General features: G+C 71.8%; 22 protein-coding genes. 14 read left to right on the plus strand and 8 right to left on the minus strand.

What is annotated here, in order from left to right; translation table 11 throughout:
- Positions 1–15 precede the first annotated feature (15 nt).
- The 10 genes from atpB to ABWI04_RS06330 all read left to right on the plus strand — a co-directional run bounded on the left by atpB (position 16) and on the right by ABWI04_RS06330 (position 9,222).
- Positions 16–807 (plus strand): F0F1 ATP synthase subunit A, encoded by a 792-nt coding sequence (atpB, locus tag ABWI04_RS06285; RefSeq protein WP_345182604.1) that lies wholly within the window; start codon positions 16–18, stop codon positions 805–807.
- A gap of 103 nt (positions 808–910) precedes the next feature.
- Complete coding sequence (gene atpE, locus ABWI04_RS06290; RefSeq protein ID WP_089310093.1) at positions 911–1,144, plus strand: ATP synthase F0 subunit C; 234 nt, start codon at positions 911–913, stop codon at positions 1,142–1,144.
- 32 nt (positions 1,145–1,176) lie between these two features.
- Entirely contained in the window at positions 1,177–1,734 is a 558-nt protein-coding gene (locus ABWI04_RS06295; RefSeq protein ID WP_345182602.1) for a F0F1 ATP synthase subunit B, read from the plus strand.
- The gene (locus tag ABWI04_RS06300; protein ID WP_353831728.1) at positions 1,731–2,552 is read left to right on the plus strand and encodes a F0F1 ATP synthase subunit delta; all 822 of its coding nucleotides are present in this window, start codon (positions 1,731–1,733) and stop codon (positions 2,550–2,552) included. The genes ABWI04_RS06295 and ABWI04_RS06300 overlap by 4 nt, the downstream gene beginning before the upstream one ends.
- Before the next feature lie 41 nt (positions 2,553–2,593).
- A complete protein-coding gene (gene atpA, locus ABWI04_RS06305; RefSeq protein ID WP_345182598.1) occupies positions 2,594–4,228 on the plus strand; it encodes a F0F1 ATP synthase subunit alpha in 1,635 nt (544 codons plus the stop codon).
- Between the two features lie 5 nt (positions 4,229–4,233).
- Positions 4,234–5,130, plus strand: a complete 897-nt coding sequence (locus tag ABWI04_RS06310; protein WP_353831729.1) for a F0F1 ATP synthase subunit gamma — start codon at positions 4,234–4,236, stop codon at positions 5,128–5,130.
- Positions 5,131–5,137: 7 nt separating this feature from the next.
- On the plus strand, positions 5,138–6,568 hold the full coding sequence (gene atpD / locus ABWI04_RS06315; RefSeq protein WP_353831730.1) for a F0F1 ATP synthase subunit beta: 1,431 nt from the start codon (positions 5,138–5,140) through the stop codon (positions 6,566–6,568).
- 78 nt (positions 6,569–6,646) lie between these two features.
- Entirely contained in the window at positions 6,647–7,033 is a 387-nt protein-coding gene (locus ABWI04_RS06320; protein WP_345182591.1) for a F0F1 ATP synthase subunit epsilon, read from the plus strand.
- A 22-nt stretch (positions 7,034–7,055) separates the two neighbouring features.
- On the plus strand, positions 7,056–7,520 hold the full coding sequence (locus tag ABWI04_RS06325) for a DUF2550 domain-containing protein (protein ID WP_353831731.1): 465 nt from the start codon (positions 7,056–7,058) through the stop codon (positions 7,518–7,520).
- Positions 7,521–7,680: 160 nt separating this feature from the next.
- Positions 7,681–9,222, plus strand: coding sequence for a M28 family peptidase (locus tag ABWI04_RS06330; protein WP_353831740.1), 1,542 nt, complete (start codon positions 7,681–7,683; stop codon positions 9,220–9,222).
- 27 nt (positions 9,223–9,249) lie between these two features.
- On the opposite strand, the gene ABWI04_RS06335 is transcribed toward ABWI04_RS06330, so the two are convergent.
- The 3 genes from ABWI04_RS06335 to ABWI04_RS06345 form a co-directional block, all read right to left on the minus strand.
- On the minus strand, positions 9,250–9,816 hold the full coding sequence (locus ABWI04_RS06335) for a DUF4913 domain-containing protein (RefSeq protein WP_345182587.1): 567 nt from the start codon (positions 9,814–9,816) through the stop codon (positions 9,250–9,252).
- 108 nt (positions 9,817–9,924) lie between these two features.
- Positions 9,925–10,860: a DUF4097 family beta strand repeat-containing protein gene (locus ABWI04_RS06340; RefSeq protein ID WP_353831732.1), complete on the minus strand. Its 936-nt coding sequence runs from the start codon at positions 10,858–10,860 to the stop codon at positions 9,925–9,927.
- Positions 10,861–10,979: 119 nt separating this feature from the next.
- A complete protein-coding gene (locus ABWI04_RS06345; protein ID WP_353831733.1) occupies positions 10,980–11,594 on the minus strand; it encodes a cob(I)yrinic acid a,c-diamide adenosyltransferase in 615 nt (204 codons plus the stop codon).
- 70 nt (positions 11,595–11,664) lie between these two features.
- Between ABWI04_RS06345 and ABWI04_RS06350 the strand changes: the two genes are divergently transcribed.
- The 3 genes from ABWI04_RS06350 to ABWI04_RS06360 all read left to right on the plus strand — a co-directional run bounded on the left by ABWI04_RS06350 (position 11,665) and on the right by ABWI04_RS06360 (position 15,231).
- Positions 11,665–13,257 carry a GMC family oxidoreductase gene (locus ABWI04_RS06350; protein WP_345182581.1) on the plus strand — a complete coding sequence of 531 codons (1,593 nt, stop codon included), beginning with the start codon at positions 11,665–11,667 and terminating at the stop codon, positions 13,255–13,257.
- 417 nt (positions 13,258–13,674) lie between these two features.
- Positions 13,675–14,769 carry a DUF6745 domain-containing protein gene (locus ABWI04_RS06355; RefSeq protein WP_345182579.1) on the plus strand — a complete coding sequence of 365 codons (1,095 nt, stop codon included), beginning with the start codon at positions 13,675–13,677 and terminating at the stop codon, positions 14,767–14,769.
- A 27-nt stretch (positions 14,770–14,796) separates the two neighbouring features.
- Positions 14,797–15,231 (plus strand): DUF8820 family protein, encoded by a 435-nt coding sequence (locus ABWI04_RS06360; protein ID WP_345182577.1) that lies wholly within the window; start codon positions 14,797–14,799, stop codon positions 15,229–15,231.
- Positions 15,232–15,245: 14 nt separating this feature from the next.
- Here ABWI04_RS06360 and ABWI04_RS06365 read toward each other — a convergent pair whose 3' ends face one another.
- From ABWI04_RS06365 to ABWI04_RS06380, 4 genes are all read right to left on the minus strand, one after another.
- On the minus strand, positions 15,246–15,725 hold the full coding sequence (locus ABWI04_RS06365; protein WP_345182575.1) for a GNAT family N-acetyltransferase: 480 nt from the start codon (positions 15,723–15,725) through the stop codon (positions 15,246–15,248).
- Between the two features lie 52 nt (positions 15,726–15,777).
- Positions 15,778–17,277: an aldehyde dehydrogenase family protein gene (locus ABWI04_RS06370; protein WP_345182573.1), complete on the minus strand. Its 1,500-nt coding sequence runs from the start codon at positions 17,275–17,277 to the stop codon at positions 15,778–15,780.
- Positions 17,278–17,342: 65 nt separating this feature from the next.
- Positions 17,343–18,701: a carotenoid oxygenase family protein gene (locus tag ABWI04_RS06375; protein WP_353831734.1), complete on the minus strand. Its 1,359-nt coding sequence runs from the start codon at positions 18,699–18,701 to the stop codon at positions 17,343–17,345.
- 37 nt (positions 18,702–18,738) lie between these two features.
- Positions 18,739–19,356 carry a hypothetical protein gene (locus tag ABWI04_RS06380; protein ID WP_353831735.1) on the minus strand — a complete coding sequence of 206 codons (618 nt, stop codon included), beginning with the start codon at positions 19,354–19,356 and terminating at the stop codon, positions 18,739–18,741.
- A 95-nt stretch (positions 19,357–19,451) separates the two neighbouring features.
- Here ABWI04_RS06380 and ABWI04_RS06385 point away from each other — a divergent pair, with 95 nt between their 5' ends.
- Positions 19,452–20,012 (plus strand): PadR family transcriptional regulator, encoded by a 561-nt coding sequence (locus ABWI04_RS06385; protein WP_353831736.1) that lies wholly within the window; start codon positions 19,452–19,454, stop codon positions 20,010–20,012.
- A 24-nt stretch (positions 20,013–20,036) separates the two neighbouring features.
- Here the strand turns inward: ABWI04_RS06385 and ABWI04_RS06390 are convergent, their stop codons facing one another.
- Complete coding sequence (locus ABWI04_RS06390) at positions 20,037–20,858, minus strand: SDR family oxidoreductase (RefSeq protein ID WP_345182565.1); 822 nt, start codon at positions 20,856–20,858, stop codon at positions 20,037–20,039.
- Positions 20,859–20,928 lie beyond the last annotated feature (70 nt).

Genomic DNA, 20,928 nt, shown 5'->3' on the forward strand with positions numbered 1-20,928 from the left:
TGAAGGGAACGCCGCGTGAACGCGCTGACGGTCCTCGCCTCCGGCGGAGAAGAGTTCCAGGCCCCCGGACCGGAGCTGTTCGACTTCCCGCCCCTGTTCGCCGGCGGCCCCGCGTGGCTCACCAAGCCGGTCGTCTTCGCGGTCGTCGGGTCGCTGGTGATCTGCGTCTTCTTCTGGAGCGCCTTCGCCAAGCCGAAGCTCGTGCCGCGGGGCGTGCAGAACCTCGGCGAGGTCGGCTACATGTTCGTGCGGGACGAGATCGCCCGCCCGTTCCTCGGCAAGAACACCGACCGGTGGATGCCGATGCTGATGTCGATGTTCTTCCTGATCTGGGTCTGGAACATCTTCGCGGTGGTCCCGATCATCCAGTTCCCGATCGCCTCGCACATCGCGTTCCCGATCGTCCTGGCGCTCTTCGTCTACATCATCAAGATCTACCTCGGGCTGCGGCACCAGGGCATCCGGTACTTCTCGAACATGATCCCCAGCGGCCTCCCGCTGCCGGTCTACTTCCTGCTGGTGCCGATCGAGTACCTCTCGACCTTCGTCCTGGCCCCCTTCACCCACGCGGTCCGGCTCTTCGCCAACATGTTCGCGGGCCACACGATCCTGGCGTTCTTCAGCCTGGTCGGCTTCTGGTTCCTCTTCGAGAAGCCCACGGTCGCCGGGTTCGGCGTCGGCATCATCGGTGTGATCGTCACGATCGCCATGACGGCGCTGGAGCTGCTGATCCAGTTCCTGCAGGCGTTCCTGTTCACCATGCTGGCCGCCATGTACATCTCGAGCGGCCTGGAAGCGGACCACTAAGACCCGCGGGGCACGCGACGCCCCGGCTCCGCGGACCCCATCGGACAACCTCGTAAGCCCAGACCGGCGGAGCTTCCGCCGGCCGACAGAAAAGGGAAAGAACATGGGAGACCTCGCTGCCCTCAGCGGTAACGTCACCTCGATCGGTTACGGCCTCGCGGCGATCGGCCCGGGCATCGGCGTCGGCATCATCTTCGGCCAGGGCGTGAACGCGATCGCCCGCCAGCCCGAGCTGACCGGTGTGATCCGCACCAACATGCTGCTGGGCTTCGTCCTTACCGAGGCGCTCGCCCTGATCGGCCTGGTCGCGCCGTTCATCTTCCAGGGCATCAAGTAGTAGCCGTCCGAACCTGAGGAAGGGCTGCAGACATGATCACAGCAGCTTCCGTCCTGGCGGCGGAGGAGAACAACCCTCTCATTCCGCACCCGTTCGAGCTGGTCGTCGGCATCTTCTCGTTCCTGGTCGTGCTGATCGTCCTCGGCAAGATCCTGACGCCGCGCATCCAGCAGACGCTGGAGGAGCGGACCGAGGCGATCGAGGGCGGCCTCCTGCGGGCCGAGCAGGCGCAGAAGGAGGCCCAGCAGGTCCTCGAGCAGTACAAGGCCCAGCAGAAGGCGGCCGCGGTCGAGGCGTCGAACGAGCGGCGCAAGGCCGAGGAGCAGGGCGCGCAGATCATCGCCCAGGCCAAGGAGCAGGCCCAGGTCGAGGCGCGCCGCATCGTCGAGAACGCCAAGGCGCAGATCGAGGCCGAGCGGCAGCAGGCGCTGCAGTCGCTGCGCGCCGAGATCGGGGCCATGTCGGTCGAGCTGGCCGGGCGCGTCGTGGGCGAGTCCCTTGAGGACAGCGCGCGGCAGAGCCGGGTCGTCGACCGGTTCCTCGAGGAGCTCGAGGAACGCGCTCGCACCCAGGAGCAGATCACATCATGACCATCACGGGAGCGGTGAGCAGGGCGTCGCTGGCCGAGGCCAAGGAACGGCTGGAGGCCGTGATCCCCTCCGCCGACCTGGCGCGGCTCGGCGGCGACCTGTTCGCGGTGCTGCACCTGATCGACCGCGAGCACGGTGTGCGGCGGGCGGTCTCCGACCCGTCGCGCGACGGGGCCGAGAAGGCGCAGCTCGTCCAGATCCTGCTGGAGGGCAAGGTGTCGCCGGCCGCTCTCGGGCTGGTCGCCGACGTCGCCCGGCTGCGCTGGTCCACGCCGTCGGAGATGTCGGACGCGCTGGAGATCCTCGCGGTCACCGCCGAGGCGGCCCGCGCCGAGGCCGCCGGCCGCATCGACGACCTGGAGGACGAGCTGTTCCGGTTCTCCCGGGTCGTCGAGGGGGAGCCGGAACTGCGCGGCGCCCTGGCCGACCCCGGCCTGCCGGCCGAGCGCAAGATCGGGCTGGTCAACGCGCTGGTGGACGGCAAGGTCACCGACGCGACACTGGCGCTGCTCACGGAACTCGTGCTGCGTCCGCGAGGACGTAGCCTGGAAAGCGGGCTCGCCGACTACGGCAAGCTGGTCGCCCAGCGCAGGCAGCGGCTGGTCGCCCTGGTCCGCTCGCCGGCGCCGTTGTCGGCGGCGCAGCGGACCCGGCTCGCCGCGGTGCTCGCCGCCGCCTACGGCCACGAAGTACATCTGAACATCGAGATCGACCCCACCGCGATCGGCGGCCTTTCGGTCCAGATCGGGGACGAGATCATCGACGGCACGATCGCCGGACGGCTGGACGACGTCCGCCGGCGGCTCGGCACCGGCTGACCCGCCGGCTAGCTGACCCCATAGGGAGCAAGAGAGGAATCATGGCGGAGCTGACGATCCGTCCGGACGAGATCCGGAACGCGCTGGAGCGCTTCGTCCAGTCGTACGAGCCCGAGGCCGCCGCGCGCGAAGAGGTCGGCACCGTCGTCGATTCCGGCGACGGTATCGCCCACGTCGAGGGCCTGCCCTCCGCGATGGCGAACGAACTCCTTGAGTTCGAGGACGGTACCCGTGGCCTGGCTCTGAACCTGGACGTGCGTGAGATCGGCGCCGTTGTCCTTGGCGACTTCAGCAAGATCGAAGAGGGCCAGAAGGTCCGCCGGACCGGCGAGGTCCTCTCGGTCCCCGTCGGCGACGGCTTCCTCGGCCGCGTCGTGGACGCGCTGGGCAACCCGCTGGACGGCAAGGGCCCGATCGAGACGACCGAGCGCCGCGCGCTCGAACTGCAGGCCCCCACGGTCGTGCAGCGGCAGTCGGTGAGCGAGCCGCTGCAGACCGGCATCAAGGCCATCGACGCGATGACGCCGATCGGCCGCGGCCAGCGGCAGCTGATCATCGGTGACCGGCAGACCGGCAAGACGACGGTCTGCGTGGACACGATCATCAACCAGAAGGAGAACTGGGAGTCCGGCGACGAGAAGAAGCAGGTCCGCTGCATCTACGTCGCGATCGGCCAGAAGGGCTCCACGATCGCCAACGTCCGCCGCTCCCTGGAGGAGGCCGGCGCGCTGGAGTACACCACGATCGTGGCTGCTCCCGCGTCCGACCCGGCGGGCTACAAGTACATCGCCCCCTACACCGGGTCCGCGATCGGCCAGCACTGGATGTACCAGGGCAAGCACGTCCTGATCATCTTCGACGACCTGTCGAAGCAGGCCGAGGCCTACCGCGCGGTGTCGCTGCTGCTGCGCCGCCCGCCGGGCCGCGAGGCCTACCCCGGTGACGTGTTCTACCTGCACTCGCGTCTGCTGGAGCGCTGCGCGAAGCTGTCGGACGACATGGGCGGCGGCTCGATGACGGGTCTGCCGATCATCGAGACCAAGGGCAGCGACGTGTCGGCCTACATCCCGACGAACGTCATCTCGATCACCGACGGGCAGTGCTTCCTGGAGACGGACCTGTTCAACCAGGGCGTCCGGCCGGCGATCAACGTCGGCATCTCGGTCTCCCGGGTCGGCGGCGACGCGCAGATCAAGGCGATGAAGACGGTCGCCGGCACGCTGCGCCTGGCGCTGTCGCAGTTCCGCGACCTGGAGGCGTTCGCCGCCTTCGCGTCCGACCTGGACGCCGCCTCGCGCGCCCAGCTGGAGCGCGGCGCCCGGCTGGTCGAGCTGCTGAAGCAGCCGCAGGGCAGCCCGTTCCCGGTCGAGCAGGAGGTCGTGTCCGTGTGGGCGGGCACCTCCGGCGCGCTGGACGACGTCCCGGTGGCCGACGTCCGCCGCTTCGAGCGCGAGTTCCTCGACTACGTCGAGCGTGAGGAGGGCGGCCTGCTGACCTCCATCCGCGAGACCGGCAAGCTGTCCGACGACGGCCTCACCAGCCTCAAGAACACCATCACGGAGTTCAAGAAGGGCTTCCAGACCAGCGAGGGCGAGCTGCTCGCTGAGGAGCCCGTCGAGGCGATCGACGACGAGGACGTCAAGCAGGAGACGATCACCCGCGTCAAGAAGGGCTGACGGCCATGGCCGCACAGCTTCGTCAACTCCGGCAGAAGATCAAGACGGTCAAGTCGACCGCCAAGATCACTCGTGCCCAGGAGATGATCGCCACGTCGCGGATCGTCAAGGCCCAGCAGGCGGTGGCGGCCTCCAAGCCGTACGCCGACCAGATCACGCAGGCCCTGACCGCGCTGGTGAGTCACAACGTCGGGATCGACCACCCGCTGCTGGAGGAGCAGCCGGCCGACAACCGCAGCGCCGTGCTGATCATCACGAGCGACCGCGGGTTCTGCGGCGCCTACAACGCCAACGTCATCCGCGAGGCGGAGTCGCTGATCCAGGCGCTGCGGGACGAGGGCCGCGAGCCGGTCCCCTACGTCGTCGGCAACAAGGGCATCACCTGGTACCGGTTCCGGGGCCGGGACCTCGCCGAGTCCTGGAAGGGGTTCAGCGACCGCCCGAACTTCGGCAACGCCGAGGGGATCGGGCGGCGGCTGGCCGAGGACTTCCTCAAGACCGACGCCGAGGGCGGGGTCGGGGAGATCCACGTGGTCTACACCGAGTTCGTCTCGATGCTGACCCAGACCGTCCGGGTCACCCGGCTGATGCCGCTGGAGATCGAGGAGGCCGAGTCCTCCAAGGTCCCGCCGGCGTACGAGTTCGAGCCGTCCGCCCAGGCCGCGCTCGACCTGCTCCTGCCGAACTACATCGAGAGCCGCATCTTCCACATGCTGCTGCAGTCGGCGGCGTCCTTCCAGGCGTCGGTCCGGCGGGCCATGAAGTCGGCGACCGACAATGCCAACGAACTGGTCGGGGTCTACACGCGCCAGATGAACCAGGCGCGGCAGGCTGCGATCACCCAGGAAATCAGCGAGATCGTCGGTGGCGCTGACGCGCTCGCCGATTCTGGCGGGGAGTGAGAAGGGTATGACTGCTCAGGTAGAGACGGCGACCGCGACCGGGCGCGTCGCCCGTGTCATCGGCCCGGTCGTCGACGTGGAGTTCCCCGCCGACGCCATTCCGGAGATCTACAACGCCCTCAACGCCCAGGTCACCCTGGGCGGCGAGGCGAAGACCCTGACGTTCGAGGTCGCGCAGCACCTCGGCGACAACATGGTCAGGGCCATCTCGATGCAGCCGACGGACGGCCTCGTCCGCGGCGCTCCGGTGTTCGACTCGGGCGAGTCGATCATGGTTCCGGTCGGCGACATCACCAAGGGCCACGTGTGGAACGCCCTCGGCGACGCGCTGGACGTCCCGACCGCCTCGCTGGAGGTCAACGAGCGCTGGGGCATCCACCGCGGCGCTCCGCCGTTCGACCAGCTGGAATCCAGGACCGAGATGCTGGAGACCGGCATCAAGGTCATCGACCTGCTGTGCCCGTACGTCAAGGGCGGCAAGATCGGTCTGTTCGGCGGCGCGGGTGTGGGCAAGACCGTCCTCATCCAGGAGATGATCCGCCGCGTCGCCCGCAACTTCGGCGGCACCTCGGTGTTCGCCGGAGTGGGCGAGCGCACCCGTGAGGGCAACGACCTCTGGGTGGAGATGGCCGAGGCGGACGTCCTCAAGGACACCGCGATGGTGTTCGGCCAGATGGACGAGCCGCCGGGCACCCGGCTGCGGGTGGCGCTGTCCGCGCTGACGATGGCGGAGTACTTCCGCGACGTGCAGAACCAGGACGTGCTGCTGTTCATCGACAACATCTTCCGGTTCACGCAGGCCGGTTCGGAGGTGTCCACGCTGCTCGGGCGCATGCCGTCCGCGGTGGGGTACCAGCCGACGCTGGCCGACGAGATGGGCGTGCTCCAGGAGCGGATCACCTCGACGCGCGGTAACTCGATCACCTCGATGCAGGCGATCTACGTTCCCGCCGACGACATCACCGACCCGGCGCCGCACACCACGTTCGCGCACCTGGACGCCACCACGACGCTGTCGCGGAGCATCTCCGAGAAGGGGATCTTCCCGGCGGTGGACCCGCTCGACTCCACCTCGCGGATCATGGACCCGCAGATCCTGGGGAACGAGCACTACGAGGTCGCCCAGGAAGTGATCCGGATCCTGCAGAAGTACAAGGAGCTGCAGGACATCATCGCGATCCTCGGCATCGACGAGCTCTCCGAGGAGGACAAGGTCACCGTCCAGCGGGCGCGGCGCATCGAGCGCTTCCTGTCGCACCCGATGTACGTGGCCGAGCAGTTCACCGGCCAGCCCGGTGAGACGGTGCCGAAGGACGAGACGATCTCCTCGTTCAAGGCGCTCGCGGAGGGCAAGTACGACCATCTCCCCGAGCAGGCGTTCTTCATGTGCGGCGGCATCGAGGATGTCGAGAAGAAGGCCAAGGAGCTGGAGAAGTAGTCCGCTCCGGCGGGCCGCGCCCGGGCTCCGCGCCCGGGCCGGCCCGCCGGATCCGCTCCAGTAGTCGGAGGGAAAGACGTGGCAACCCTGAAGGTCGGGCTGGTCTCGCCGGAGCGCGAGGTCTGGTCCGGCGAGGCCAAGATGGTGGTCGCGCAGACGATCGAGGGCTCGCTCGGCATCCTGCCGGGGCACGCCCCGGTGCTGGGCGTCCTCCTCGACGGCAGCGTGGTGAAGATCGAGCCCGCGGACGGCGGTGCGCCGGTCCTGGCGGCGGTCGGCAGCGGGTTCTTCTCCGTCGCCGCCAACGAGGTGTCGGTGCTGGCCGAGCAGGTCCAGCGGGCCGAGGAGATCGACGTCGACGAGGCCAAGCGGGCGCTCGACGAGGCCCTGTCCGCCGAGGGCGAGGACACGACGCCGGAGCGGCGCGCCCGGGCGCGGCTGCGCGCGGCGGGCGTCGAGGCCTAGGTCCGGGCGAACGGCGGGGGACTTGGGCGAGCACCTGGCACTGGACGTCGGCGGGGTGCTCGCCGTGCTCGTCCTGGGGGCGGCGCTGCTGTTCGCCTCCATGGCGGTGCGCCGCTGGCTGTTCACGCGCGGCGGCGGCACCGTGGAGTGCAGCCTGCGCGAACTGCCCCGGGAGGGCGGAGCCCCCGGAGTGTGGAGGCTCGGCATCGGCCGCTACAAGGGCGATGTCCTGCACTGGCACCGCGTGTTCGGTTTCCGCAGAAGGCCCCGGCAGGTGATCCACCGCCGGGGCCTCGTCGTGTCCAACCGGCGCGTCCCGGACCGGGAGGAGGCCGAGGGCCTGCTGCCGGACGTGAGCGTCATCGAGGTCAGGAACGGCGACCTCGCGGTGGAGCTGGCGATGGGCGCTGCGGCCCTGACCGGGTTCCTGGCCTGGCTGGAGGCGGCTCCGCCGGGCTTCCCGGTCGACCTGCACTCCTCCGAATGAGGGGACGGGCGGGCGCGATCGGGGACGGGCCGGGCATGAGCTGGTAAGAACCCGGTATCGAATCGGCCTGGCCGTGCCGCCGCTGCTTGAGGCGGCCGGGGCGCGGGGTGAGGATCGCGCTGGTCCGCTCCCTTCTCCGTCCGCTGGAGTGCACGTGCGCATGCTCCTCACCGGCCGCAGGCATCCCGCCGTCCGCAGGCTCGCGTTCGGCACGGCCGTGGCGCTGCCCGCCCTGTTCCTGCCCGCCGCCCTGCCGACGGCCGGGGCCGCGCCGGCGCGTCCCGATCTCGCCGCGCTGGTCACGCTGGCGGACATCAGGCCCCACCTGGCCGCGTTCCAGGAGATCGCCGACTACAACGGCGGCGACCGCGCGGCGGGGAGGGCCGGCTACGACGTGTCCGTGCGGTACGTCACCGGGCGGCTGAAGAAGTACGGGTTCGCGCCGAGGGTGCAGAAGTTCACCTATCCGTACTGGCGGGAGCGGACGCCCGCGGCGTTCGCGCGGACGGCGCCGTCCAAGGCGTCCTACAGGCGGGAGGCCGACTTCCTCACCCTCGCGTACTCGGGTTCGGGCGATGTGACGGCGCCGGCGGCGGCGGTGGACGTCCCGTCCAAGGGTGAGGGGACGAGCGGCTGCGAGGCCGGCGACTTCAAGGGTTTCGCGAAGGGCTCGATCGCGCTCGTCCAGCGGGGGACCTGCACGTTCGCGGCCAAGGCCGCCAACGCGCGGGCGGCCGGAGCGTCCGCCGTGGTGATCTTCAACAAGCCGGGGGAGCGGGGGCCGCTGAACGGGACGCTGTCGCGGCCGGCCGCGGTCCCGGTCGTCGGGCCGACGCACGCGGTGGGCGCCGCGCTGGTGAAGGCCGCGCGGAAGGGCGGCCTGAAGCTGCGGGTCAGGACCGACGCCGTGCACGGGAGGCGGGCGTCGGCCAACGTCATCGCCGACACCCCGCAGGGGCGGGCCGACAACGTCGTGGTCGCCGGCGCGCATCTGGACAGCGTCCCGGCGGGCCCGGGGATCAACGACAACGGCACCGGCGCGGCCGTCCTGCTCGCCGTCGCCGCCAAGATCAAGCAGCTCGGCCGGGACGGCCTGCGCAACCGGGTGCGGTTCGCCTGGTGGGGGGCCGAGGAGGAGGGCCTGCAGGGGTCGGAGCAGTACCTGCGGTCGCTGCCCGTGTCGCAGCGGGCGCGGATCGCGCTGAACCTGAACTTCGACATGCTCGGTTCGCCGAACGGCACCCGGGGCGTCTACGACGGCGACCACTCGACCGGCGCGGGCACGCGGGCGCCCGCCGGGTCGGGGGCGATCGAGCGGATGTTCCGGCAGTACTTCCAGGGCCGCCGCCTGCCGGTCACGGAGAGCCGGTTCGACGGGCGTTCCGACTACGGGCCGTTCGTCGAGCGGGGCATCCCGGCGGGCGGGATGGACACCGGCGCCGAAGGGGTGAAGACCGCCGCCGAGGCCAAGGTGTTCGGCGGCAGGGCGGGCAAGGCGTACGACCCGTGCTATCACGCGAGGTGCGACCGCCTGAAGAACGTCAACCTCAGGATGCTCGACAGCAACGCCGACGGGATCGCGCACGTGCTGCAGCACCTGGCCCGGACGACGGTCGCGGTGAACGGCGGCGCCCGCTTCGGCCCGGCGGCCGTGGACCCGTCCTACGCCCCGCTGTGGCAGGGCCCGTACCTGCTGCGTTGAGGGCGGGCGGGCCCGGCCGGCCCGGCGTCACACCGAAGGGAACCCGAAGTCTTCGACCGGGGTGGCGGGGCCCGCGTTGTGGACGGGCCGCTCGGGATCGGTCATGCACCCCGCGAAGGGGCCGTCGGGGGCGCGGAGGCGTGCGAGCGTGGGGTCGAGATGGTCGCGGTGCCAGGTGCTCGGGCCGGTGTGCCCGCATGCCGGCGCGTCGGTGAGCCCCTGCCAGGCCATCCAGAGGGCGTGGAGGCGGGCGAGCGCCTCGGGATGCTCCCACCAGCGCGAGCACCACGGCCGGAGCGGGCTCACCTGGGTGACGTAGACGGGGACCAGGAGGACGTTGACCCAGGTGGCCATGGTCTCGAGTTCGAGGGTGTGCTCTGGGCCGTCCAGGTACAGGAGGAAGGTCGGCACGACCGGGCCTTCGTCCTCGGGCCGGGCGGCGGGGTCCTCGGCGTCGATCGACGTGGGCGAGGCGAGCCGATCGCGGAGTCCCTTGATGACCTCCGCGTGCCTGGCGAGACCGTGACCATGGATCTCGACGACCGCGCGCAGGTCGGCGAGGTCCTCGGCGAGGCCGTCGGGTGAGTCGGTCATGATGCGTCTCCATCGGGCTACTGGCTGCGAGCGCCATGGATGACCGTCCGGAGACCGTGGACCGAGTCAAGTTCGGCGTGACCGTTAGTCCGGTATGACGGTGATGCCCTAGTTTGGCGTCACGGCGATGTCGCCGTCGCGCGTGCGCAGGTCGAGGCGCCGCGCGGACCGCGAATCCTGGCGGACGCCCGGGTCGATCCGCCTGGCCCCCTGGGCGGACAGCGAGATGGCGTAGCCCTCCTCGCCCGGCAGGCGCAGCCGGATCGGGCCGCTCCCGGCGACGGCCCGGACGTCGGCGGGCGGCGAGTCCAGCCGCATCGTGATCCCGCCGTCGTCGCTCCGGGCGGTGATCCGGTCGGCGGCGAGCCCGTCCAGGGTGATCGAGCCGCTGCCGGTGCGGAGGTCGGCGACGCGGACGCGCCCGCTCACCTCCATCCGGCCGTCGGACGCGCGGGCCTTCAGCCGGTCGGCGGTGAGGTTCCCGGCCGTGACGGCGCCGCTGCCGCTGCGCAGGTCGGCGGTGGCCACGCGGCCCGTCACGCGCACCGCCCCGTCGTCGGCGCTGATCGACACCGTCGCGGCCCGCAGGTCCGTCGCCCTGATCGCGCCGCTGGCGCTGCGCAGCCGCACCGTCCCGGCGAGGCCGGACACCTCGATCGCCCCGTCCCCGCTCTCGACCTGCACGGACGTGCTGCGCGGGACCTGGACGCGGTAGGAGACCCCGCACGCGGAGAACCCCATCACGTTCCGGCCGCACGAGGACGACAGGGCGAGCGTGGAGCCCTCGGAGACGTGCCGTGCCTTCGGCCTGTTCTTGTCGTTGGACCAGCGCAGCCGCTCGGTGATCCTGATGCCGGGGGAGTCGGACGCGGTGACCTCGACCCGCCCTCCGTGCGTCGTGATCTTCAACCCGGCGGTGCCCGCGGGCGCGGAGTAGGAGTGGTCCTGCTGGTGCCGGCCGACGCTGACGTTGCCGCAGCCCGTCAGCGCCGCCGCGGTCAGCGCCGTGGCGGCCGCGGCGGCCGTGGCTGTCAGAGTCCTCACGTGGTCTCTCCCCGTCGTCGGCGTGGCCCGTCAAGGGCAAGCCTGCTCCAGCGCGGTGGCGCCCGCCAGGAGGGGAGCCGGTCAACCGGGGGTGGGGCTAGCCCCACCCCCGTGACGCCTCAGCGCTCGCCGCCGGGCCTCCACAGGACGTCGCCGGTCTCGGCGTTGGCGACGCGGCAGAGGATGAACAGCAGGTCCGACAGCCGGTTGAGGTACTTGGCCGTCAGCGCGTTCACGCCGCCCTCGGGCGTGTCGCCGGCGTCGCCGTGGGCCTCGATCGCGGCCCAGGCGGACCGCTCGGCCCGGCGCGTCACCGTCCGCGCGACGTGCAGGAGCGCGGCGCCGGGCGTCCCGCCGGGGAGGATGAAGCTGCGCAGCGTCGGAAGATCGGCGTTGTACTCGTCGCAGGCCTCCTCCAGGCGCTCGACGTAGGACGGCTCGATGCGCAGCGGCGGGTACTGCGGGTCGGGGACGACGGGCGCGCACAGGTCGGCGCCCACGTCGAACAGGTCGTTCTGGACGCGGGTCAGCAGCGCGACCAGCCCCTCGGGCAGGGATCCGAGCGCGATCGCCGTGCCGATCGCGGCGTTGGCCTCCTCGACGTCGGCGTACGCGGCGAGGCGCGGATCGGTCTTGGACGTGCGGGACGCGTCCCCCAGCGCGGTGGTGCCGTCGTCTCCCGTGCGGGTGTAGATCCGGGAGAGCACGACGGGATTGTCCCTGTTCTTCGCCATGGGGGCAGCCTAGCCCTGCCGCTGGCAGAAGCCCGTTCGGTAGGGTTTCGGAAAGACCCCGGAGGCCGCCGTGTACGACTACATCATCGTGGGAGCGGGCAGTGCGGGCTGCGTCCTGGCCGCCCGCCTGACCGAGGACCCCTCCGTGAAGGTCCTGCTGCTGGAGGCGGGCCCGCCCGACGACGCCCCCGAGATCCACATCCCGGCCGCGGTGGCCGCGCTGATCAAGGGCCCGTACGACTGGGACTACGCGACCGTCCCGCAGGAGCACGCGGCCGGGCGCAGCGTGTACTGGCCGCGCGGGCGCACGCTCGGCGGCAGCTCGTCCACCAACGCGATGATCTACATCCGCGGGGCCCGGCACGACTACGACACCTGGCGCGACTCCTACGGCTGCGAGGGCTGGGGCTACGAGGACCTGCTGCCCTACTTCGTCCGCGCCGAGGACCAGCAGCGCGGCGAGCTGCCCTACCACGGCGTCGGGGGCCCGCTGCGCGTCGAGGACCTGCGCTACCGGCACCCCCTGACCCGGGCGTGGGTGCAGTCGGCCAAGGCGTACGGCCTCGCCGCCAACCACGACTTCAACGGCGCCGACCAGGACGGTGTCGGCTTCTACCAGGTCACCCACAAGCGCGGCCGCCGCTGGTCGACCGCCGCCGGCTACCTGCACCCGATCGAGCACCGCCCGAACCTCACGGTCGTCACCGACGCCCTCGCCACCCGCGTGGTGATCGAGGACGGCCGCGCCGTCGGCGTCCGCTACGAGGCGCGCGGCGAGACGATGTCGGCCCGCGCCGAGGCCGAGGTGATCCTTTCGGGCGGCGCGGTGAACAGCCCGCAGCTCCTCATGCTCTCGGGCGTCGGCCCCGCCGACCACCTGCGCTCCCTCGGCATCGACGTCCTGGTCGACTCCCCGGTGGGGCAGCGGCTCCAGGACCACCCGTTCGTGAACGTCATGTTCGCCACGCCCCGCACCAAGCCCCTCTGGGAACTGGCGAACGCCCGGTCCTTCGCCCTCTACCAGGCCCTGGCGCGCGGCCCCTACGCCTCGAACGTCGCCGAGGCCGGGGGGTTCGCCCGGACGGTGGAGGGCCTGCCCGCCCCCGACCTGCAGTACCACGTCCTGCCGACCCCGTTCGTCAACCAGGGCCTCACCGACTCCTCCGAGCGCCTGCTGTCGGTCATGGTCACCGCGGTGGCGATCGCGAGCCGCGGGGCGCTGACCCTCCGCTCCGCCAGCCCCCATGCCAAGCCGCTGATCGATCCCGCCTACCTCGCCGACAAGGCCGACCTGGACATCCTGGTCGCCGGCGTCCGGCAGGCCCGCGAGATCGCCTCCACCGGGCCGCTGGCCTCCCTGATCGGCGGCGAGTGGGCCCCCGGCGAGCAGGTCGACTCCGACGAGGCCATCGCCGACTTCGTCCGCCGCGAGGCCGCGACGCTCTTCCACCCCACCAGCACCTGCGCGATGGGCGCGGACGACTCCGTCTGCGACACCGAACTGCGCGTCCGGGGCGTCGAGGGCCTGCGCGTGGTCGACGCCTCGGTCATGCCGGCCGTCCCGCGGGGCAACACCAATGCCCCGACCATCGCGATCGCCGAACGCGCCGCCGACCTGATCCGGGGCCGCGCCCCCCTCGCGCCCGCGGGCGCCCGGAAATGAGGAACGCCCCCGTCGGAGACGACGGGGGCGTGGCCGCTGGGACGCAGGCTGCGGGGCTCACCGCTTGAGCGCCTTCACGATACGGGCGCGGCGGCTGTTCTTCCCCTCCGCCCGCAGCACTCGTACGCGGTCCTCGATGACGACCTTCATGAACTCCTGGCTGAACATCAGCTTCTCCTTGTTCCCGCCGGGCCCTCTCGGCCCGACATGTACAAGGTTCGTCCTAAGGCCCCACCCTGAGCATCGGGACGACGCCTTATCTAGGCATGCCTAGGACGCCTTAGACCCGGCCGTCCCGCCGGCAGGACCGCGTAGGACGCTCAGACGCGTCCGGGCTGCCCGGGTATGGACAGGCGGAGCGCGATGTGTCACCATCCTGCGCATGATCAATGAAAGGGGCGCTGCCGCCCTCGTCCGGTGAGCGGCGACGCGCAGCGGGAAGCTGCCGCCGTCCGCGCGGAGTGGCTCGGGCATCTGCTCTCCACCGCGCCCGCCGACCGTCCGGCCGCCGAGGCGGCCATATCCGAGCTGTACCGGCTGATCGGTCTCGATCCACCCCGTTTCCACTGGGTCCCGTCGCCGCTGGCGGCCCTGGAGACCGTCCCGCCCGGCGTCCGGCCGCGGGCCCCCGAGAGCGCGGACCGGCTTTCCGAATGGCCTCTTCCGGCACGCTTCCGCCGTCTGATCGGCGGGTTGTCCGTGCAGCTGGAGGCTCAGGTCCTGCGGAACTCCCGGTCGCTGGGCCCGATGCTGTCGCAGCTGGTGAGGATGCCGATCGTCGGCTCGGCCAGGAACACGGTCCGGATGGCGCTCCGGTCCCCGCACGAGAGGGTCGAGAGGGGCACCGCCTGGCACGGGGCCCTGTGCGCCTCCTGGAGCGCGAACTATGACGCGGTCCGCCGGACCTCCGGTGTGGTCTTCACGCCCGAACAGAACCGGCTGATCGACCTGTGGGCGACGCCGGCCCGGTCGTGCGGCTGGTGGTGGCCGCGCGAGGACGTCTGCGTCGTCTCCGAGCGGCCCGTCGAGATCCATACGGAGGTCTGGGGCGACGAGGGCGAGGTGCGCCTGCACCGCTCGGACGGTCCCGCCCTCCGGTACGCCGACGGCTGGGACGTGCACGCCTGGCACGGCACGAGGGTGCCGGCCTGGGTGGCGGAGGATCCGAGCGTCGAGCGGATCGCGCGGGAGGCCAACATCGAGGTCCGGCGGTGCGCGGTCGAGAACATCGGCTGGGGCGAGTACATCGACCGGGCCGGGCTGCGGCTCGTCGCGGCCGCGCCGGATCCCGGCAACCCCGGCTCGGAGCTGCGGCTCTACGACCTCGGGGCCGACGACCCGAGCGAGAAGGCCAGGGTGCTGCTCGCCGTCAACGGCTCCGTCGAGCGCGACGGGAGCCGCCGCCGGTACGGGCTGGCCGTCCCGGGCGTCTTCGACGACCCGCTCGCCGCCGCCGGATGGACCTACGGGCTGTCCGCCGGCCAGTACGCACGACTCGTCCGCCGAACCTGAAAGGTGATCTCTTTGGTCTTCGAAAGCGTGACTCTCGACTCCCTCTCCCAGCAGACCGGGCTCGCCGTCCTCGACCATCTCGACCGGTCGGTGAGCATCCCCGTCGTCGACGGGATCCAGGCGCAGGGCGATCTGATCGTCGTCCCCATGGCCGAGACCTCGGGCCTGTCGGCCTGGCAGAACGCCACGTGGACGGACGTGCCGCCCGAGGGCGTCGAGCTGCTGCGGGGCGTGGCGGGCGGCAACCCGCACACGCTGGTCGCCGACCCCGGCACCTGCCGCTGGACGACGCAGGTGTCGGAGCCCGGCGGCCTGGCGATCGGCGTCTTCGAGGCGTCCGCGACCGTCTACCTGCTGCACCCCGAGCACGGCGCGTCCGGCTGCGCGCCGGGCCGCTACGTCGTCCGCCGCCAGCGCGAGTACGCCCCCGGCGGCTGGGGCTCGCGCCTCGTGGCCGACTGAGCGCCGCCTCTGGGTCAGGCGGTCTCGATGAAGCCCAGGCGGTCGTAGAGGCGGCGGGCGCGGCGGTTGCGGCGGGTCACGGCCAGGGCGAGGGTGTCGTGGCCCTGCCCGGCCAGGGCGTGCATGACGGCCTGGACGAGCCCCTGACCCAGGCCGCGGCCCGCGTGGGCCGGGGCGGTGAAGAGGAACGCGAGCAAGGGGACGGCTCTGTAGAGGGTGACGAGAGCCCCTCCCACCGGGCGGCCCTCATGGTCGGCCACGAAGGACGCCTCGGGAAGGAACGTGCCGTACTCGCCGGCCATGGTGAGGTGGATCTCGCGGACGGCGCCCTGGACGTTCCCCACGTCGGCCTCGTCGGGAGTGCCGCGGTAGGCGTCCCACATCAGGGCGGCCAGGGCCGGGACGTCGGCGTCGGTGAACGGCCGGAAACCGGGCGGGGGCGGGGGCGGCGCGCCCAGGGCCACCTCCAGGCGGCTCCGCGCGGGGTCGTTCATGCTCCGAGTCTAGGCGGCGCCCCCGCCGGGGACCGGCGGGGGCGGTGCCGGGTCAGCGCTTGTAGCGGCGGCCGTGGATCATGTTGATCATGCCGAGGACGCGCGCCATCTCCTTCTCGGTGCGGGCGAACGTGGTGAGGTTCATGGTCGCGAACCGCTGGCGGGTGATGGCCTTCGGGCGGGCGAACTCGCGCAGGCCGTCGGCGCCGTGGATGCGGCCGAAGCCGGACTCGCCGACGCCGCCGAACGGCAGGGCGGCGACCTGGGCGAAGGCGGCGAACGCGTTGATGGACGTCATGCCCGACCGCATCCGGCGGGCGGCGTCCATCGCGCGGGACTTGTCGCCGGAGAAGATCGTCCCGGCGAGGCCGTAGCCGGTCCTGTTCGCCTTCTCGACCGCCTCGTCCATGTCCTTCACGCGGTGGACGGTGATCGTGGGGCCGAACGTCTCCTCGCACACCGCCGCCGAGTCGTCCGGGACGTTCGTCAGCACGACCGGCTCGACGTAGGGCTTGCGCACGGACTCGGCGCCGCCGACGACCGCCTTGCCGCCCTTGTCCAGCGCATCCTTGATGTGGCGCTCGATGACGTCGAGCTGGGACGGCATCGTGATGGGGCCGTAGGCGGCCTCGCGGTCGAAGCCGGGACGCAGGTCGCGGGCCTTCTCGGTCAGCTTGCCGAGGAACCGGTCGTAGGCCTCGTCCACGACGTAGATCCGCTCGACGCCGATGCAGGTCTGGCCCGCGTTCGACATGGCGCCCCACAGCGCGGCGTCGGCGGCGGCGTCGAGGTCGGCGCCGGTGTCGACGATGCAGGCGTCCTTGCCGCCGCACTCGGCGACGATCGGGGTCAGGTTCTCGGCGCAGGCCGCCATGACGCGCTTGGCGGTGCGGGCCGAGCCGGTGAAGGCGATCTTGTCGACGTGCGGGGACGAGGCGAGCGCCGCCCCCGTCTCGCCGAGCCCGGTGACCGTCTGCAGGACGGGGTGCTCGGGGATCACCGCGGCGAACAGCTCGGCGAGGAGCACGCCGACGCCCGGCGTGTACTCGGACGGCTTGAACACCACGGCGTTGCCGGCGGCGAGCGCGTAGGCGATCGAGCCCATCGGGGTGAAGATCGGGTAGTTCCACGGCCCGATGACCCCGACGACGCCGAGCGACTGGTACTCCAGCACGCAGCGCTGGTTGATCGCCATGAGCCCGGGGTAGACGTTGCGCGGCCCGAGGACCTTCTGCGCGTTGCGCGCCGCCCAGTCCAGGTGGGTGATCGCCATGATCGTCTCAAGCTGGGCGTCCTGGACCGGCTTGCCGGTCTCCTGGTGGATGAGCTCGGCCATCCGGTTCAGGTTGCGGGTGAGCGACCCCTTGACGTTCAGCAGCCGGAGCCGGCGCTCCTTCCAGCCGAGGGCGCGCCACCAGCCGGCCGCCTCGCGGGCGCGCTCGACCGCCGCGGCCACGGCGGCGCCGTCCTGGACGGGGTGCTCGGCGACGACCTCGCCGGTGGCCGGATTCAGCGACGCGAAGGTCTCGGCGTTCTCCGTGGCCACGGACATGGGGAACCTCCCGGGAGGGCCTGGTAAGTGACTGCTTGCACAGCAGTACCGGCTAGTAAACCACCCTATGTGCCGGGTCGGGCGTCGGGGATCCAGCTTCCGTGGAATCCGGCCGGGACGCGGCGCGGCAGCCGGACGCTCGCGACGGGCGCCAGATCCGCCGCGTCCAGCACCAGCAGCTCGGACGCCTGGCCGCGGGTGACGATCGACAGCAGCCAGCCCTCGTCCTCCGCGCGGGCGCCCGCCGCCGGGACGAAGACCGCCTCGCCGACGTGCGCTTCGTCGCCGAGCTCGTGCGCGGACGTCCCCTGCCCGCGCAGGTCGTACTTCACGATCGACTCGCCGCCCACCGTGTAGAGGTAGCGGTGCTCCCTGCCGGTGCGGGCGTCGTCGTGCGTGGGGAACTCGACGCCGCGGTCGTCGAGCGGCTCCTCGCTGGCGCGGCGGGTCGCGGGGTCGAGGACCCAGCGGTGCAGGTGCGCCTTCTGCGAGCGCGCCGCGCCGGTGGCGGGGTCGACGGTCCCGCCGATGTCCTCCCAGAGGGTGGCGAAGTTCTCGGGCCGGTAGCGCGCCCCGTCCACCACGATCCGTCCGGCGGCGTCCTCGTGGGCGTTGCCGACGTGGAAGACGTAGCAGGGGTCGATGTCGTACCAGGTGACCTCGGCCGTGCCGTCCCGGCGCATCACGCCGAGCCGGGCGCCGTAGGCGTCGTCCCAGACGTACGGCATGCCGGTCGACCCGGACATCGCCAGGTCGACGTCGAACACCACCGGCAGGTCGAGCCAGACGACGTGGTTCTCGGTGATCGCGAAGTCGTGCATCATCGTCGGGCCCGCCACCTCGACCTCGCGGCTCTCGGCGAGCGTCCCGTCCGGCGTCAGCCGGTGGTAGGTGAGGTGGGGCGCGAACGCCCCGTACCCGAAGAACAGCAGGTCGCCGGTGACCGGGTCCTCCTTCGGGTGCGCGGTCATGGCGGTGGTGAGCCGCCCGCCGAAGTCGCAGGCGCCGACGGTCTCCAGTTCGGGCGTCACCTCGTAGGGGAACCCGGCCTCCACCAGCGCCCAGATCCGGCCCGCGTACGGGACGACGTGGGTGTTGGCCTGCACCGAGCGGCGGTCGAAGGTGAGGTCGTCGCGGACGAACGGCGTCCCGTTCAGGTAGGCGTCGGTCCGCACCCACCGGTTGCGGTACCACTCGGCGCGGCCGTCCCGCAGCCGGATGCCGTGGATCATCCCGTGGCCGGTGAACCAGTGCCCGCTCGGCTCGCCGGGCTTGGGGTTCGGCCCGTTGCGCAGGTAGCGGCCGGTCAGTTCGGGGGGCAGCGCGCCGGTGACCTCCAGGCCGCGGGCGTCGGTCTCGTCGGGGACGGGGGCCAGGTGACCGTCCAGCCAGGTGGCGGGGCGCTCGGTGATGTTCTCGCCCATCTCGGTGCTCCTTTCCGGGCCGCTCCTCGGCGAGGGGTCAGCGGGAGGACGGCTCGGGCTGCGACGTGGCGGGCGCCTCCGCCCACGGTAGCCCGAGCCGGTCGAGGTGGCGCCTGCGCGCGAACCCGGGGTACCGCGCGGTGAAGACGGCGGGGACCGTGAAACCGGCGACCTTCACGGCGACCAGCAGCGCCGTCGCGTCCGGTGTCCAGTGCTGGACGCAGCCGAGGGCGGCCGCCAGCACGGTGAAGCTCGCCGCCCACACGGAGGTGAGCACGCGGTTGACGCTCCGGAACACGTCCGTCGCGGCGATCTCGGCGGTGACCTGGCGGCGCGCGACGCCCGCGGTGAAGGGGCGTCCGAGCAGCAGCGTCGCCCAGGCGGTGAGCGCCAGCCAACCGATCGCCAGGGAGGCGCCGTAGTTCAGCGCCGGCGAGCCGGGGACGGCGAACGCGAGCGCGGTGAGCGCGGCCATGAACGCCGAGGTCGAGATCTCCAGGATCAGCGAGTCGGCGCGGCGGCCCCGGCGCAGGTCCTGGCCGAGCAGGGCCAGCGCGGCGACGAGCCCGGCGGCGGCCCCGGCGCGGTCGTCGAATCCGCTGACGACCGCGAGCAGGATCCAGGGGAGGAAGGTACGGGCGTAGTACTTCGACATGGCCGGGGCTCCTGGCTTCACATTCCAACTTTGACATGTCGAAGATAGACATTCCAGTTTCGACATGTCAACTGTGAAGGGTTAGGGTGCGGGGCATGAGTTTGCGACATGCGGTGCTCGGGCTCATCGCCGAGATGGACGGCGCCAGCGGCTACGACCTGCTGAAGATGTTCGAGATCTCGCTGGGGAACGTCTGGCCGGCCCGGCAGAGCCAGCTCTACGGCGAGCTGGGCAAGCTCGCCGACGCCGGGCTGATCGAGGTCGCCGAGGAGGGGCCCCGCGGCCGCCGGGCGTACCGGATCACCGATTCCGGGCGCGCGGAGCTGCGCCACTGGCTGGTGGACGTCCCCTCGAAGGGGAGCCGCAAGGACGAGTCGCTGCTGCGCGTCTTCTTCCTCGGCATGGTCGAGCCGGAGGAGGCCCAGCGCTACATGCGCGGGCACGCGGCGGGGCTCGGGGAGTACCTCGACGAGCTGACCGCCCTGGAGAAGAACGTCGACTGGGGTGAGGACGACCTGTCCGTCTACGGGCGGCTGGTCATCGAGTACGGCAAGCGGTTCGCCGCGATGCGCCGCGACTGGTTCGAGTGGGCTTCGCGCGAGATCGAGTCGCTCGGCGAGCGCGGCGCCGAGCGCGGGCGGGGCCGCGAGCACTGAGGCTCGCGGCCCCGCGGGACGCGGTCAGCGGAAGTCGTGGGCGTGGTCGGCGGCCCACTCCTTGAACGTCCGGCCGGGACGGCCGGTGATCCGCTCGACCTCGCCGGACGGCTCCATCGGACGGTCGACGGCGCGGGCGCGCAGGCGGAGCAGGACGTCCACCAGGCCCTCGCGCATGTAGGGGCGGCCGAGCATCTCCTCCCGCGCCAGCTCGGGGGAGATCTCCTCGAACCGCGCCGGGCGGCCGGCGGCCTCCCCGATCAGCTCGACCATCTCCGGATGCGAGAGCAGCTCGGGACCGCTCAGCACCGGCCTGGCGCCGACCAGGGCGTCGGTGAGCAGGGCCTTCGCCGCGACGGCCGCGATGTCGCGCTCGTGGATCGGCGTGCTGCGCGCCGCCGCGTACGGCTCGCGGACGGGCTCGCCCGCGGCGATCGCCTCCCGCCACGCCAGCGCGTTGGAGGCGAACTCGCCGGGACGCAGGAACGTCCACTCCATCCCGGTCTCCTCGATCGCCCGCTCGATCGCGAGGTGGTGCACCGCCAGCTGGTTGGACGGGTCGTCGTCCAGCGCGGCGGCCGACGAGAGCATCACCGCGCGCCGGACGCCGTGGTCGACCGCGCGGGCCAGCACGTCGCCGAGGCCGTTCCAGAACACGGCCGGGTTGAGGAAGAGCGACGTGACGCCGTCCAGCGGCATCTCGTCCGTGCGGGCGACCTGCGCCTCGCTGGGCAGGTCGGCGGTGGCGGGGTCCCGGGACAGGGCGCGGACGGCGGCGCCCGCGGTGAGCAGTTCGCCGACGAGATGGCGTCCGACGTTGCCGGTCGCTCCGGTTACGAGAATCATGCGGCCAGCTTCAACCAGATGGATGAAGTTGTCAAACAGTCGGATGGTTGAACTTCTCAGCAGCCCGGCT

The organism is Actinomadura sp. NPDC000929 (assembly GCF_040492065.1).
Classification (GTDB): domain Bacteria; phylum Actinomycetota; class Actinomycetes; order Streptosporangiales; family Streptosporangiaceae; genus Spirillospora; species Spirillospora verrucosospora.

Coding starts and splice junctions, on each gene's coding strand:
- ABWI04_RS06310 (WP_353831729.1), top strand. CDS start 4,234: ATGGCCGCACAGCTTCGTCAACTCCGGCAGAAGATCAAGACGGTCAAG.
- ABWI04_RS06385 (WP_353831736.1), top strand. CDS start 19,452: ATGAGTTTGCGACATGCGGTGCTCGGGCTCATCGCCGAGATGGACGGC.
- ABWI04_RS06380 (WP_353831735.1), bottom strand. CDS start 19,356: ATGTCGAAGTACTACGCCCGTACCTTCCTCCCCTGGATCCTGCTCGCG.
- atpA (WP_345182598.1), top strand. CDS start 2,594: ATGGCGGAGCTGACGATCCGTCCGGACGAGATCCGGAACGCGCTGGAG.
- ABWI04_RS06375 (WP_353831734.1), bottom strand. CDS start 18,701: ATGGGCGAGAACATCACCGAGCGCCCCGCCACCTGGCTGGACGGTCAC.
- ABWI04_RS06365 (WP_345182575.1), bottom strand. CDS start 15,725: ATGAACGACCCCGCGCGGAGCCGCCTGGAGGTGGCCCTGGGCGCGCCG.
- atpE (WP_089310093.1), top strand. CDS start 911: ATGGGAGACCTCGCTGCCCTCAGCGGTAACGTCACCTCGATCGGTTAC.
- atpD (WP_353831730.1), top strand. CDS start 5,138: ATGACTGCTCAGGTAGAGACGGCGACCGCGACCGGGCGCGTCGCCCGT.
- ABWI04_RS06335 (WP_345182587.1), bottom strand. CDS start 9,816: ATGACCGACTCACCCGACGGCCTCGCCGAGGACCTCGCCGACCTGCGC.
- ABWI04_RS06300 (WP_353831728.1), top strand. CDS start 1,731: ATGACCATCACGGGAGCGGTGAGCAGGGCGTCGCTGGCCGAGGCCAAG.
- ABWI04_RS06390 (WP_345182565.1), bottom strand. CDS start 20,858: ATGATTCTCGTAACCGGAGCGACCGGCAACGTCGGACGCCATCTCGTC.
- ABWI04_RS06370 (WP_345182573.1), bottom strand. CDS start 17,277: ATGTCCGTGGCCACGGAGAACGCCGAGACCTTCGCGTCGCTGAATCCG.
- ABWI04_RS06295 (WP_345182602.1), top strand. CDS start 1,177: ATGATCACAGCAGCTTCCGTCCTGGCGGCGGAGGAGAACAACCCTCTC.
- ABWI04_RS06330 (WP_353831740.1), top strand. CDS start 7,681: ATGCTCCTCACCGGCCGCAGGCATCCCGCCGTCCGCAGGCTCGCGTTC.
- ABWI04_RS06345 (WP_353831733.1), bottom strand. CDS start 11,594: ATGGCGAAGAACAGGGACAATCCCGTCGTGCTCTCCCGGATCTACACC.